The organism is Gillisia sp. CAL575 (genome assembly GCF_000403785.1).
Taxonomy (GTDB): domain Bacteria; phylum Bacteroidota; class Bacteroidia; order Flavobacteriales; family Flavobacteriaceae; genus Gillisia.
In genome coordinates, this window is record NZ_APHJ01000019.1 from 89,327 (window position 1) to 104,486 (window position 15,160).

Consider the following 15,160-nt stretch of genomic DNA (forward strand, 5'->3'; position numbering starts at 1 on the left):
ATTAAAAATTAATGGTTAATAGTTAGTGGGAAATTGAAATGGATAAGATAAAATCTTTTGAAGATCTCAATTGTTGGAAAACGGGAAGAGAATTAAGACAAGAGATTTCAACTTTAATTTTACAATTTCCAAGCTATGAAAAATTTGAATTAGTTTCTCAAATGAGAAGAGCTTCAAGATCTGTTACGCATAATAATGCTGAAGGGTATGGGAGATTTCATTATAAAGAGAACGCACAGTTTTGCAGAATTCTAGAGGGTCCTTATATGAGTTGTCAGATCAATTAATAACGGCACTAGACGAAGGTTATATAGAAGAAGAGTATTACAAAAAATTGAAGATAAAGGTTGTTGAATGTATTGCAATTTTGAATGAGTATATAAAGTATTTAATAAATGCAAATCAAACCAATAACATTTAACTTTTAATCAATTAACATTATAAGGTAATGAAGCTTACATTAAAAATATGGCGTCAAGAAAATGCCACAGCTAAAGGTAAAATGGTAGATTATACCATTGACGGAATAGACGGTGATATGTCTTTTCTTGAAATGTTAGATGTACTTAACGAGGAGTTGGTAAATAAAGGTGAGCAGCCAGTAGAATTTGATCACGATTGTCGTGAGGGAATTTGTGGTTCATGTTCATTACAAATTAACGGAGAACCACATGGTCCAGATAAGTTAATTACTACATGTCAATTGCACATGCGTACCTTTAAAGATGGAGATACTATTGTTATCGAACCTTTTAGAGCAAAAGCATTTCCTGTTATAAAAGACCTTATTGTAGACCGAACTGCCTTCGATAGAATTCAGCAGGCTTATGGGTATATTTCTGTAAACACCTCTGGAAACACTATAGATGCGAATACAATTCCTATTGAAAAGGAGAAAGCAGATGACTCTTTTAATGCTGCAACTTGTATTGGATGTGGAGCTTGTGTAGCTGCTTGTAAAAATGCAAGTGCTATGTTATTCACTTCTGCAAAAGTTAGTCAGTTTGCATTATTACCGCAAGGAGAAGTAGAAGCAGACAGACGTGTTTTAGCAATGGTAGAGCAAATGGATCAAGAAGGTTTTGGAAACTGTACGAATACTGGGGCATGTGAGATTGAATGTCCTAAGGGAATTTCACTGGAGAACATAGCAAGAATGAATAGAGAATATTTGAAAGCTAGCGTAAAGTAAGTTTTTAAAAACAGTTATAAAAAAATCCCGAAGTTTAGCTTCGGGATTTTTTATTTAATTCCTATTTCGTTGGGATCGTTTCATTCGTTCATTAATAAAGCTTCTTACAAACTCCGTTGTTATTCCGAAGGCTACATGTGCAATAAGTTCATTTGCCTGCATTTTAATTGGAATGTCTGTTGGTTTAGACTCTAATCCCATAAGCGGTAACGAAGTTTCATGGGTTGAAACCCAAGTAGTAGCGCCAAATATCACTCCATCTGCAATATTCATAACATCTTTGTCTTTTTTACCATATCCATAAGCGGCACCTATACTCGCTCCAAAAGGAAAATTCACTAATTGAGCTGCTAAAGCTTCATTTTCAACACTAATAGGTGTTCCTGTAATCTTTGTTGAGAGATCGTCCACAATCTTTAATTGTGCAGATTTCTGCTCTATCTTTCTAACCGGTAAGAATTCCTCAATCAAAGTTTTAACAGCTGTTCCGGCTAAACCACCAACAAATCCAGAAATTAGCCCTCTGGAAGTATTAGATAAATAAGTGTCCTTTTGTAAAAAAGCATCTAGATTCATAAGTGTTTCAATTTTAAGATAAAGCTATTTATATTCTCTTTTTCCGCCAACCTTTTAACACGTATTTAATAACGGTCAATTTATTTTTTATAATTTTACTAGACATGGAAAAATTAAAAATAGCGCTTATTCAGGCAGATCTTGTCTGGGAAAATATCAATAATAATCTGAAGCAATTTGAAGGAAAGATTTTAGAGGTAACTGCTGAAGTTGATCTATTTATACTGCCAGAAATGTTTAGTACTGGCTTCACTATGAATGCTGTAAAACTGGCTGAATCTTCAAATGGTATTACTCTAAAATGGATGAAGCGCATGGCTAAGGAAAAAAATGCTGCTCTTACAGGAAGTGTTATTACCAAGGATAATGATGAGTTTTATAACCGACTCTATTTCGTATTTCCAGATGGAACTTATAAACACTATGATAAACGTCACACCTTTACATTAGCAAAGGAGGATGAAACTTATAGCGCTGGTAAAGATCGATTGTTGATAGAGTTTAAGGGATGGAAAATTTGCCCATTAATATGTTATGATCTTCGATTTCCTGTGTGGGCTAGAAATACGGTAGACTACGATCTATTAATCTTTGTTGCCAATTGGCCAAAAACAAGGATTCTTGCTTGGGATGTGTTGTTGCAAGCAAGGGCTATAGAAAATGTGGCTTATTGTGTTGGAGTTAATAGAACAGGACTTGATGGAAATAAGTATGAATATATTGGACATTCTGCTATTTACGATGCTTTAGGTGCTCCATTGTGTAAATTGGAGGAAGGTGAATTTACTGAAATAGTAACCTTAGAAAAACATTCACTGCAAGAGACAAGAAACAAACTTAAATTTCTTCAGGATCGTGATAAATTTACTTTAAAATAAAGCTCTGGTTAATGTCCCAGTTTGGTCTTACCTCTAAAAGTTCAGGAAAATAAATGATCTCTTCCGGATTGGTTTTCAGTAAAAAATTACCAGTATCCCATTGTCCATTCGCATTTGTATCGTAGATCACTCTAATAAGATATTTGGCAGGAGGAATTAATTCAAAAGTAATATTACTTTGATCCTCAGATTTTTTCTCTTCTTTTATAACTCCTTTTTCATCTGTTAATTGAACTATAATAGGATAACTCTGTACATTCTTTAAGTTCAAACGCACATTTCCATAATCAGATAAAGCTTTGGTCTTTAAGGTTCTATAGATGGTATCATTTGTGGCGTTAAAAAAATCTGTAATCGCTCCTGGGAGTAATTGAATTTTGTACGTTTCATTTTCATTCTTCTCGAATGCAAGATGAATAGAATTCTCCAATTTCTTTAACTCCGAGGTAAATGCAACTTCAAGAGAATCTTTATTCAAGATCTTAATGAGGCTATCATCCTTAGCTGTTAAAGGAGTGTTTGCTTTTATGAGGAAATTTTTATTAAATTCTAAAGTTCCTGAAGGTTCTGTATTAATTACTAAACTATCACTCTTCATTTCAGAAATTCGTGCAATTAAACTGGTCGTGTCCTTTTGGGAATTAAATTTGAATCTTAAGCTATCTGTTTCTACTAAAGGTTTGTACCATAAGTATAAACTATCTTTATCTATCACTTTGGTAAAGCGATATTCAAAATCTGATGGCACTGTTGTAATAGGATCAATGGAAATACTGTCTAAGTTTGTTTTTCCTTTATATCCAACCAATATTTTTTGTTTCGCAACCTGCTTTGGTCGACCTGCTTCAAAGGCATTATTTTCTTTAAATAATTGTAAATTATAAGTTGTGTCTGCAGGTACTGTAATTGTCTCTTTTAAAAATGCTATTTTCTCTTTTCCGGGATTATATTTATAGTCGTTATTTAGATCTCTAATTGCAACTAAATGATATTTGCCTTCTTTAATATTGCTAAGTTCAAAACTTCTAAGGCTATCTAAGGTATTAGTAATGTATCTTGGTGGAGTAGTAAACACCAGCGAGTCATTGTAGGCTTTATCTGCATCGTACAACATTATAGAAATAAATGGATCTGCCTCTTTAAGTAGCGCATCAGAAACCGTTCCTACCACAGTTAAAGAATCTATATAATCTCCTGTAGAAAAAACATATTTAAAATATGGAAGAGGATTTCCTTCGTTATTATCAACTACACTATTCCCGAAATTTATAGCATAAGTTGTGTTTTTTCTTAAAGTATCATTTAATTTTATTCTAATGTATTTACTTGGAGAACCTAAAGGAGTTATCTCAGGCTTAATGGCCATTGGTGGCGAAATGATAATTTGTTTTTGCGCATCGTCCAATTTGATATATTCATCAAAATATATCCTGATCTCATCTTTATTGAATTGTGTTGAATAGTTTTCAGGAGTTGCTCTTAAGAATTTTGGAGGATCAAGGTCCAAATCCCCACCTTGGGGATTTCCTTTTTTTGCACATTGTACAAATGTTAGAGAAAGAAACATGATCAATAAACCTGAAAAATATTTTTTCATTTAAATCGAAATTTTAAGCAAAGAAACAATTATTTTTTGTTTTAGTCATGCTGTAAAAGCCATTGTGACAATGCTGATCTTTACATTTTCGGCTTCAAGCAGAACATCTGCACAGGCTTCTAAAGTAGCACCCGTAGTAATAAGATCATCTACCAGCAAGATATGTTTGTTTTTAATTTTTTCAGAATTAAATAAAACAAAGCTCTCCTCAGTATTTCCCCATCTTGCAAGTCTTGTTTTAAGTGTTTGGGTTGTAGAGAAAGAGGTTTTCAAAAGAACATCATCTATATAAAGAATATTTAGAGCTTTGGCGATCTCTTGTCCAAATCCTTCTACTTGATTAAATCCTCTTGCTTCAAGTTTCTTTTTGTGAAGCGGCACTGGGATCACAATATCTATGTCCTTATAAGAATTTATTTTGGCAAGTTCTGCTCCTATCCAGGCACCTATATAAGATCCAATTTCTCGATGACCTCTATATTTTAATCGATGTATTAATTTCTGAACACTTCCTTTCTTTTTGAAAACCAAAAGAGACGTAGCATTTTCAATAGGGACTCGCCCATAGAATACTTTTCTAACAGGATTCTCGTTATCCAAATGAAAATTAGTGATGGGCAGTTCATTTATACAGCTTGTGCAAAGAACGTTTTGATTTTTATGCAATTCAGTATCGCATATTTGGCAAATATTAGGATAAAATAAATTGATTAAATCTTGAAACATTAGTTAATGTATTGTAATTTCGCTAATTAAACCATTAATTTACAAACTAAATCACATTTATGATGACCGAAACAAAAAGTAATACGGCCCTTAAGATTTTAACAGGGATTTTGGCCGTTGCCCTAGTGGCGCTGGGTATTTATACGGTTAAATTTTATAATGAAGAAAAAGAAAACAAGGCTATACTTCAAAAGGAAAAAACTGTTATTGAAGATGAGTTGAATGATCTTATTGTTAAGTATGATGAAGCTATTGCAACCAATGAAGTGATGGACCAGGATATGGTAAATGCAAGAGAGCGTATTTCTAGATTGTTAGATTCTGTTAAAGATTCTGAAGCAAACCTTGTGTTGATCTCCAGATATAGACGAGAGATCGGGGCATTAAAAAGTGAAAAAGATAGATTATTTAGAGTGGTAGATAGTTTAAGCAATCAAACACGAATGATGGCATTGACCATAGACAGTACAAATACAGTATTGGCTCAGCGAGTACGTTTAGCAGATTCATTACAAGTGAATAACCAGAGTCTTTCTACAAAGGTAGATAAGGCTTCACAGTTAAAAATCACCTCTCTAAAAGGAGAAGGGGTTATAGTGAGGAATAGCGGGAAATTGATTGAGAATGATAAAACTCGTAGAATAGACCAAATAAGAACGTGTTTTACAATTAGTTCTAATGACCTTGCTCCTTCTGGAGAAAAAACTATGTATGTGCAAGTTTACAATCCAGATAACGAGTTAGTTGGAGATCAAATTGCCGTGAAACATGAAGGCGGGGTTATGATGTACAGTGCAACTTCTACGGTTTTTTATGAAAAGGAAGAATTAGATGTATGTATCCTTTCAAAAACTCAAGGAGATAAATTAGTAGACGGAGCTTATAAGGTTTATGTTTATGAAGGTTCCCAACTTATTGGTACTTCAACTTTCAACCTTAATTAATAAAAAAACAAATTTCACAAACCGCCTTGAGATTTATCAGGGCGGTTTTTTTATTTTTGTGATATGGCAAAACAAGAAGATTTATTTAAAAATGTAGTTTCCCATGCTAAAGAGTATGGATATATTTTCGCTTCTAGTGAAATATACGATGGATTAAGTGCTGTTTACGACTACGGTCAGAACGGAGCTGAATTAAAAAAGAACATAAAAGAGTACTGGTGGAAAAGTATGGTGCAATTGCATCAGAATATTGTGGGGATAGATGCTTCTATTCTTATGCACCCAAAAACATGGAAAGCCTCTGGTCACGTAGATGCTTTTACAGATCCTTTAATAGATAATAAAGATTCCAAAAAAAGATACCGTGCAGATGTTTTGGTAGAAGATTATGCTGAAAAATTAAACATCAAAGCATTAAAAGAGATAGCTAAGGCTAAGAAACGATTTGGAGATGCGTTTAATGAAGAAGAATTTGTTTCTACAAACCCGCGAGTGCTTGGATATTTAGCAGACAGAAAACGAATTTTAGAGCGATTGGCGAGTTCTTTAACTAAAGAAGATCTTGAAGATGTAAAGGCATTAATTGAAGAATTAGAAATTGCCGATCCCGATACAGGTTCCCGTAATTGGACGGAAGTTCGCCAGTTCAATTTGATGTTTGGTACTAAAATGGGTGCTTCTGCAGACACTTCTACCGATCTTTATTTGAGACCAGAAACTGCACAAGGGATTTTTGTGAACTTTGCAAATGTTCAGAAAACAGGAAGAATGAAAATTCCATTTGGAATTGCTCAAATTGGGAAGGCTTTCAGAAACGAAATAGTAGCAAGACAATTCATCTTTAGAATGCGAGAATTTGAACAAATGGAAATGCAATTTTTTGTGCGTCCAGGAGATGAGATGAAATGGTATGAGCACTGGAAAGAGCAACGTATTAAGTGGCATTATTCCCTTAATTTAGGTGAAGAGAATTATAGATTTCACGATCACGAGAAATTAGCGCATTATGCAAATGCCGCAGCAGATATAGAATTTAATTTCCCATTTGGATTTAAAGAATTGGAAGGAATTCATTCTAGAACAGATTTTGACCTTAAAGCGCATGAAGAATTCTCAGGGAAAAAACTTAGGTTTTTTGATCCAGAATTGAATGAGAATTATGTGCCTTATGTGATAGAAACATCTATAGGTCTAGATAGAATGTTCTTAGCAGTTCTTTCTTCATCTTTAAAAGAAGAAACACTAGAAGATGGTTCTTCTAGAACGGTATTAAAATTACCGGCAATTTTGGCACCAACAAAAGCAGCTATTTTACCGCTAGTTAAGAAAGATGGATTGCCAGAGTTAGCTCAAAAGATCATAGATGATCTTAAGTGGGATTTTAAAGTTCAGTATGACGAAAAAGATGCTATTGGTAGAAGATATAGAAGACAAGATGCTGCTGGAACACCGCTATGTATAACTGTAGATCATGATTCTTTAGAGGATAATTCGGTAACTATTAGATATAGGGATACAATGGAGCAGAAACGTGTTGCGATCTCTGAGTTGCCTAAACTGATAAATCAAGAAATCGATTTTAAACACTGGATGAAGGACTAATTTAAAGCTCCCTTTTTGTAAATAAAAGCGGCAATTAATATATTAATTGCCGCTTTTATTTATTTTATTTTTTATAAATGCCTATTTTTAAGTTTTAATAATAGGATGCTCTCCTTGTACGCTAATATGATTAAAACTATACGATATTTCATTTTACTCATTTTTCTCTTTTCATTACAGATTTCTGCGCAAAAAAGAGAAACATCCGGGCCGGTTTATATAGATTCTGCAATGGCAGTTCCAGTGTCTGCTATTTCTACAAGAAAAATGAAGGCGCCTTCTACAGAATATAAGTTAGTGAATCCAAGGAATAGAGGGATTAATAAAGTGGTTCCCGGTAAAGGTTTTCCAAAATCCCAAGATGCAGCACTTCAATCTAAAATGGGAAAACTGCCTTCCAAAGCTCCAATTTTATCTTTTGATGCGGCCATCACAAGGTCTACTCCTACAGATCCTACGGGGGCTGCCGGTCCAAATCATTATGTGAATGGCTATAATTCGGCTTTTTCTATTTTCGATAAATCAGGAAATCAAATTGTTGCTCCCGCCGATCTTTCTAGTATTGGAGGGGAATTTACAAACGAAAATTTAGGAGATCCAATTATACTTTATGATGAATTTGCAGATCGTTTTTTAATAACTCAGTTTAGTGATACACCAGAAAGTTTTTTAGTTGCAGTTTCACAAACTTCAGATCCTGTGAACGGTGGTTGGGATACTTATAGATTCCCCACAAACGGAGCATTACCAGATTATCCAAAAATTTCTGTATGGAGCGATGGGTATTATGTTACCACAAATAAAAATTCAAATACAGCAAGCACAAGTCAGGTGGTTTATGTTTTTGAACGTGATAAAATGTTAGCAGGGGAAAGTGCTAAAGTCATTTCATTTCCATTACCTGGTATTAGAACAAATGGATTTTACAGTCCAGCGGGATTTCATGCCATGGGAGGAGAACTACCGCCAAGAGGAAACTCTCCAATTGTATTTTTACAAGATGATGCCTGGGCTGGTGTTTCTGAAGATCATCTGAAATTATGGAATATCAATATAGATTGGAATTCACCAGCAAATTCTACTATTGCTGAATCTCAAGAATTAGGAACTAATAACGGAGTTACTCCTTTTATAGCAACATTTGATGGGGGTGCATTTTCAAATCTGGCTCAACCAGGAGATACTCCAGATGTAGATGTTTTACAAGCCACCATGATGTACATGACTCAGTATAGACGTTTTCCTACATATAACACTGCAGTAATGAATTTCGTGGTAGATGTAGATGCTACTGCGGCAGAGCACGCCGGAATTCGTTGGTATGAGCTTAGACAACCTTCTGATGGGGGACAATGGTCAGTTTTTCAGGAAGGAACATATGCGCCAGATAAAAGTGATAGATTCTCCGGAAGTATTGGAATGGATAAAAACGGGAATATTGGTTTAGGCTTTACGGTATTAGACGACAGTCCTGAAACTCCAATTTTTCCATCGATAAGATATACTGGAAGGTTTAATAATGATCCTAAAGGTCAGATGACTGTCAAGGAAGAAGTTATAATACAAGGTGTTAGCGCCGATCCTTCTTCAAGATACGGTGATTATGCTCATTTAACAGTAGATCCTGCAGACGATCTAACTTTTTGGCATAATGCAGAATATTTTGATAGTTCAGATAGAAAGAATAGAGTGGGCGTTTTTAAGCTTGCTCCCGATTTTACAAATGATGTGGGTATTGTTGCGTTGGTGACGCCTACAAATTCAACTTTAACTTCATCTGAAGTAGTAACTGTGACTATTCGAAATTTCGGAATCGCTTCTCAAACTAATATTCCTGTAAGTTATTCTGTAGATGGAGGAGCCGTTATTACTGAAACTTTTACAGGTACCGTTCCTGGAACAAGCTCTGTTGATTTTACGTTTTCAACAAATGCGAATCTTGGAACTATTGGCCAATCCTATACGTTCGTTGCTTCTACCAATTTAGGTACAGATGAGAACGAGAATAACGATACTCTTACAATAGAGGTTAAGAATTTATTTGCAAAAGATGTAGGGATTACCTCCATAGATTCTCCAAGAACAGGACTCAATTTAACCTCTACAGAAGATGTAACAGTTACCATCGAGAATTTTGGAGGAGAGCCACAATCCAATATTCCTGTTGCTTATAAAATTGAGAATAATAGAAAAATAAATGAAGTTTTTCAAGGAACAATTCCAGTAGGAGAGAATGCGGTTTATACCTTTTCTCAAAAAGCAAATCTTTCTAATTCTGGTAGATATAAAATTTATGCAGAAACTAATTTAGTAGAGGATCAGGATAATACCAATAATTCTAAAACAAAGTCTGTAGCTAACTTAAATTGTATTCCAGTAGGCTCAGACTGTACTAGTTTTGGAGATGGAATTAGTTATTTTCAGCTTGAAGATATTTTAAACGAGCGTATTCCTTGTACTAGTGGATATGCAGATTTTATTGGATTTTCTACCGATCTTGATCGTTCTCAAGGTTTATTTACGGTTACTGTTAAAACCCTTTTTGATAATCCACAAGACGAAAAATTTTCTATGTGGATAGATCTTAACGATAATGGAGCGTTTGATGACTCTGAAATTTTAATTTCTGCCGAGAATATTCCAACTGCCAATACTGCATTTTCTTTTGATTTCACATTACCAAAAGATGCAGCTTTAGGTCAGCACTTACTAAGGGTTCGAGCAGGAGACACTTCTTTTGGAGGAGATTTAAATAATCCTTGTAGCGTTATGGATTTTGGAACTACACATGATTATAGTGTTAGAATTGTAGATTCAACTTTAAATATTGATGATTTTCTTCTGAATGAAGCAAATCTTGAGATCATTGAACAAAGCGCAAATCCAAATGGCAGGGATGGTGTTTATAATATATTTCTAGAAACCCAATTTAACCAACCTTTGCGTATTACTGTTCATAATTTACTAGGACAAAAAATGCTTGAAAATCAAGTTAAAAATGTGAGCGGACAGGGATATGAATATGATATAGATATGTCTTACGCAGCAACCGGAGTTTATCTATTAAGAATTGGAACCAGAGATGTTGGAATTGTAAAAAGGTTCTTAGTTAAATAACTCCCTCACTATTCCATATTAAATCACATTAATTCTATCTTCAAAAAATTTGAGAGTATTTGCTATTCCTTTTTTTTGAGAAATTTTAAAATTCATGAAAATAATATCTTATAACGTCAACGGAATTAGAGCAGCCCTTAGAAAAGGATTTATAGAATGGTTAAATGCAGCAGATCCCGATGTTGTTTGTCTTCAAGAAATAAAAGCTTCTCCAGATCAATTAGATCTTAGTGTTTTTGAAGATGCCGGATATAAATATAATTACTGGTACCCAGCCCAAAAAAAAGGATATAGCGGAGTTGCTATTTTAAGCAAACATGAGCCAAAACATGTTGAATATGGCACAGGGATAGATTCTATGGATTTTGAGGGTCGAAATATTAGAGCAGATTTTGATGGTTTTTCAATAATGAGCCTATATCTTCCTTCAGGAACTAATATTAATAGATTGGAGTTTAAACTTCAGTTTATGGCCGGTTTTCAAGTATATATAGATAATTTAAAAATGCAAATCCCAAATTTAATTATTTGTGGTGATTATAATATTTGTCATGAAGCGGTAGATATACACGATCCTGTAAGATTAAAAAACACATCAGGATTCCTTCCTATAGAAAGAGAGTGGATAGATGGATTTATGAATAGTGGCTTTATAGACTCTTTTCGTCATCTTAATAAAGAAGCTGTAGATCAATACTCTTGGTGGAGCTACAGAGCTAACGCACGAGCGAATAATAAAGGCTGGCGTATAGATTATAATTTGATCTCTAAGCCAATGGAATCCAAGCTGAGGCGCGCTGTGATCCTTCAGGATGCTATGCATAGTGATCATTGCCCTGTATTACTTGAAATTGATTCTACTTATACTAATTAAAAATTATTAAATCTTCTTCAGAAAAAATTTAAACTCTCATTATGAAATATACAAATCTTCCAAATTCCGATATTAAAGTAAGTAAGATCTGTTTGGGATCTATGACGTGGGGTGAACAGAACACAGAGGAAGAGGGGCATGCTCAGATGGATTATGCATTAGAGCAAGGAGTGAATTTTATAGATACCGCTGAGATGTATTCCACTCCAGCAAGTAAAGAAACTCAGGGAAGTACAGAAAAAATTATAGGAACTTGGTTTCAGAAATCGGGTAATAGAGATAAAGTAGTATTAGCTACCAAAATTGCTGGTCCAGGAAAAGCCGTGGCTCATATTAGGCCTAATTTAGGTTTTTCTAAGGATGCTATGAATGATGCACTTTCCAATAGTTTAAAGCGATTAAAGACAGATTATATAGATCTGTATCAATTGCACTGGCCAGAGAGAAATTCTAATTTCTTCGGAAAGAGAGGGTTTATAAATGATCCATTTGAAGAATGGGAAGATAATTTTAAAGAGATCCTTTTCAATTTAAATGAATTTATTAAAGAAGGTAAGATTAGAAAGATCGGACTTTCTAATGAATCTCCATATGGAGTAATGCGATGCTTGGAAGAGGCTAGAAACGGAGCTCCGAAAATTAGTACAGTTCAGAATCCCTATAGTTTAATTAATAGAAAAGATGAAATAGGTTTAACTGAAATTTATCATAGAGAAGAGGTGGGCTTGTTTCCATATTCGCCATTAGGAATGGGTTCTCTTAGTGGTAAATATTTAAACGATAAAAACGCAAAAGGGAGGTTAACTCTTTTTCCTCAATACAATAGGTATGGAAATGCTCAAGCCGTAAAGGCTATTGAAAAGTATGTGAACATTGCTAAAGATCATCAGTTAAAACCTGCGCAAATGGCATTGGCATTTGTAAATATGCAACCCTTTGTAACCAGTAATATTATAGGCGCAACAACCCTAGATCAATTAAAAGAAAATATTGGAAGTATAGATTTAGAACTTTCAGATAAAATTATAGAGGAGATAAATGAGGTACACGAACAAATCCCTAATCCTGCTCCCTAATTTAGGGGGCTTGCTAGGGAAGAATGAAGAAAAGATGAATTCATAGAACTTGAGGCTTTGATATGATACCAATCAAGAGTTTTTCCTAAAATATGGATGGTGTCTCCTGTGGAAAGTTTCTGAATTATTTGAGAATTTTTTACTGAATTGGAGTTGCGTAGATTTGCAAGGTTATTAACTATTGCCAGCTGATTCTTCGGGAGAAAAGAGCTGTCTATGGGTTCCTTATTTTCATTCTGCTTAATAAAATAATAAGGATTAATTGCACCTCCATATCTGCGATAAATACCAAAATGTAAATGGGGAGCAGTAGTTCTGGCATTTCCTGTATTTCCCACAAAACCCAAGGTGTCTCCAGCTTTAACCTGATAATTTTTGATAGGAGCTACACTATCTAAATGTGCATAATATAAGGATTGTCCTCTTTTTGTATCTCGTAGCCAAACTTGTTTTCCTCCCAAACCTTTCTCTCCGCTAGAGGTGATTCTTCCATCCACAGTTGCTATTACAGGTGTCCCCCGACTAGCGAAAATATCAATTCCTTCATGAGATCGTTTGCCTCCATCTCGCTGAGCACCCCAAAAGCTTTGGGCATCCCGGTTTTTCCCACCTGCAACGGGAAAAAGATATACTGGAGATCTTTGTATTTCTATATTAAAAAATGAACTGGCATCAATTTCAGGCTGAATAACAACTTTGTAGAGATTGTCTTTTTCAATTTCAAATTGCAGTTCCGGTTTTCTGAAATCTGAACTTTTAATTTTTTTATAAGTTGAATTCTCCATCGAGAAAACGTCAATAAAAGTTAGGGATGAGGTAGAATCTTGCTTAATATTTACCGAAAGCAAGTCTCCGCGATGAAGTTCTATTAGATAAGTATAAACAGAAAAGCTTTTTGGGAAAAACTTACCAGATTCGTGATAAGGTAATTCAATAAAAATACTGTCATTTTGTAGCGACTTTTCTTTTTCTGTCTCCCAGATTGCAAATAGCTGGTCATTAATTTTTAAATCTCTTTGATATATTTCTCGTGCAGAGGGATTGCTAATTAAATCTTTGGCTTTGTTAATTTCAGAACAGCCTTCTAAAATTAGAATTAGTAATAAAAGCCATAAAACTCTACTCTTCATTATATCAATATTTGGACCTGTAAAAAGCAGTAATTATGCCAGATTATTCAAATAGATAGCTAACCACATCTTCAATTTTCGCTACTTTTTGTATTGTAATAGCATAGTTGGCTTTAGGAAGTTTAGTTTGTGTAGAGATCATAATACTAGAAAAACCTAGTTTCTCTGCTTCCATAATACGCTGCTCTGCTCTTGGTACCGGTCTTATTTCTCCTGCCAATCCAATTTCAGCAGCAAAACAAATATCTTTAGGAATCGCAATATCTTCATTAGATGATAGTATAGCCGCAATAACGGCAAGATCTATCGCAGGATCGTCTACACTAATCCCTCCGGTAACATTTAGAAAAACATCTTTTGCTCCTAATCTAAAACCCGCGCGTTTTTCCAGCACAGCCAGAAGCATGTTTAATCGTTTGGAATTGTAGCCGGTTGTAGAGCGCTGTGGTGTTCCATAAACGGCAGAGCTTACCAAAGCTTGAATTTCGATCATTAATGGCCTCATGCCTTCTAAGGTTGCAGAAATTGCAGTCCCGCTTAGGCCTTCATCATTTTTTGAAATCAATATTTCAGATGGATTGGAGACTTCTCGCAATCCACTCCCCAGCATTTCATAAATCCCCAACTCATGAGTAGATCCAAATCTATTTTTATTAGCTCTTAAAATTCTATAGACATGGTTTCTATCGCCTTCAAACTGTAAAACGGTATCTACCATGTGTTCTAAGACCTTTGGGCCTGCAATACTTCCCTCCTTGGTGATGTGCCCAATCAAAATTACAGGCACTCCTGATTCTTTTGCAAACTTTATTAATTCTGCTGTACATTCCCGAACTTGGGAGATGCTGCCAGGGGAACTTTCGATATAATCGCTATGTAAAGTTTGAATAGAATCTACAATTACAATTTCGGGTTGTAAAGCTTCAATCTGCTTAAATATATTCTGGGTTTTGGTTTCCGTAAGAATATAACAATTAGCAGGATTAGGATTTATGCGTTCTGCCCGCATTTTAATTTGTTGCTGACTTTCCTCTCCGGAAACATATAAGGTTTTATGGCTTAAATGAAGAGAGATCTGTAGCAATAAAGTGCTCTTTCCAATTCCTGGCTCTCCTCCTAATAACGTAAGTGATCCTGGCACTATTCCTCCGCCGAGAACTCTATTTAACTCTGAGTTATTGGTGTCTAACCTTGTTTCCGAAGAAACTTCTATTTCAGCAATTTTGAGAGGTTTAGAAACCTTTTTTGTCTCTCTAGTGGTAGGTGATTTCCAATCTATTTTATCTGGAGTTTGAATCACTTCTTCTACCAGTGTATTCCACTCTTTACAGGCAGAACATTGTCCCTGCCATTTGGAATGTTGTGTGCCACAATTCTGACAATAAAATGTGGTTTTTAGCTTCGCCATAATACAATTGAAATGAAAACCTGATTTGTTCTAATAAGCA

Annotated in this window: 12 protein-coding genes and 1 pseudogene; 8 read left to right on the forward strand and 5 right to left on the reverse strand. The window is 34.7% G+C overall.

The genetic code is table 11. The features are described 5' to 3' along the window. Positions 1-38 precede the first annotated feature (38 nt). Positions 39-421: pseudogene (locus I130_RS01700) on the forward strand (four helix bundle protein). A 27-nt stretch (positions 422-448) separates the two neighbouring features. Continuing rightward, positions 449-1,192 (forward strand): succinate dehydrogenase/fumarate reductase iron-sulfur subunit, encoded by a 744-nt coding sequence (locus tag I130_RS01705; protein ID WP_034918252.1) that lies wholly within the window; start codon positions 449-451, stop codon positions 1,190-1,192. A 54-nt stretch (positions 1,193-1,246) separates the two neighbouring features. Here I130_RS01705 and I130_RS01710 read toward each other — a convergent pair whose 3' ends face one another. Then, a complete protein-coding gene (locus I130_RS01710; protein ID WP_034918255.1) occupies positions 1,247-1,768 on the reverse strand; it encodes a DUF1440 domain-containing protein in 522 nt (173 codons plus the stop codon). Positions 1,769-1,872: 104 nt separating this feature from the next. Between I130_RS01710 and I130_RS01715 the strand changes: the two genes are divergently transcribed. After that, positions 1,873-2,646 carry an amidohydrolase gene (locus I130_RS01715; RefSeq protein WP_034918258.1) on the forward strand — a complete coding sequence of 258 codons (774 nt, stop codon included), beginning with the start codon at positions 1,873-1,875 and terminating at the stop codon, positions 2,644-2,646. Here the strand turns inward: I130_RS01715 and I130_RS01720 are convergent. Together I130_RS01720 and I130_RS01725 are read right to left on the reverse strand one after the other, a co-directional pair. Then, positions 2,633-4,243, reverse strand: a complete 1,611-nt coding sequence (locus I130_RS01720; RefSeq protein ID WP_034918261.1) for an Ig-like domain-containing protein — start codon at positions 4,241-4,243, stop codon at positions 2,633-2,635. The genes I130_RS01715 and I130_RS01720 overlap by 14 nt on opposite strands. 45 nt (positions 4,244-4,288) lie before the next feature. Continuing rightward, on the reverse strand, positions 4,289-4,969 hold the full coding sequence (locus I130_RS01725; RefSeq protein WP_034918264.1) for a ComF family protein: 681 nt from the start codon (positions 4,967-4,969) through the stop codon (positions 4,289-4,291). A 62-nt stretch (positions 4,970-5,031) separates the two neighbouring features. Between I130_RS01725 and I130_RS01730 the strand changes: the two genes are divergently transcribed. The 5 genes from I130_RS01730 (at position 5,032) to I130_RS01750 (ending at position 12,582) form a co-directional block, all read left to right on the forward strand. Next, a complete protein-coding gene (locus I130_RS01730) occupies positions 5,032-5,913 on the forward strand; it encodes a hypothetical protein (protein WP_034918266.1) in 882 nt (293 codons plus the stop codon). Positions 5,914-5,976: 63 nt separating this feature from the next. After that, complete coding sequence (locus I130_RS01735; RefSeq protein ID WP_034918268.1) at positions 5,977-7,515, forward strand: glycine--tRNA ligase; 1,539 nt, start codon at positions 5,977-5,979, stop codon at positions 7,513-7,515. Between the two features lie 126 nt (positions 7,516-7,641). Then, the gene (locus I130_RS01740) at positions 7,642-10,632 is read left to right on the forward strand and encodes a GEVED domain-containing protein (protein WP_034918271.1); all 2,991 of its coding nucleotides are present in this window, start codon (positions 7,642-7,644) and stop codon (positions 10,630-10,632) included. Positions 10,633-10,726: 94 nt separating this feature from the next. Then, positions 10,727-11,506, forward strand: a complete 780-nt coding sequence (locus I130_RS01745) for an exodeoxyribonuclease III (RefSeq protein WP_034918274.1) — start codon at positions 10,727-10,729, stop codon at positions 11,504-11,506. A 41-nt stretch (positions 11,507-11,547) separates the two neighbouring features. Continuing rightward, a complete protein-coding gene (locus tag I130_RS01750; protein ID WP_034918277.1) occupies positions 11,548-12,582 on the forward strand; it encodes an aldo/keto reductase in 1,035 nt (344 codons plus the stop codon). Here I130_RS01750 and I130_RS01755 read toward each other — a convergent pair. Together I130_RS01755 and radA are read right to left on the reverse strand one after the other, a co-directional pair. Further along, positions 12,579-13,712, reverse strand: coding sequence for a M23 family metallopeptidase (locus tag I130_RS01755; protein WP_034918280.1), 1,134 nt, complete (start codon positions 13,710-13,712; stop codon positions 12,579-12,581). The genes I130_RS01750 and I130_RS01755 overlap by 4 nt on opposite strands. 43 nt (positions 13,713-13,755) lie before the next feature. Next, positions 13,756-15,120: a DNA repair protein RadA gene (gene radA, locus I130_RS01760; RefSeq protein ID WP_034918284.1), complete on the reverse strand. Its 1,365-nt coding sequence runs from the start codon at positions 15,118-15,120 to the stop codon at positions 13,756-13,758. Positions 15,121-15,160 lie beyond the last annotated feature (40 nt).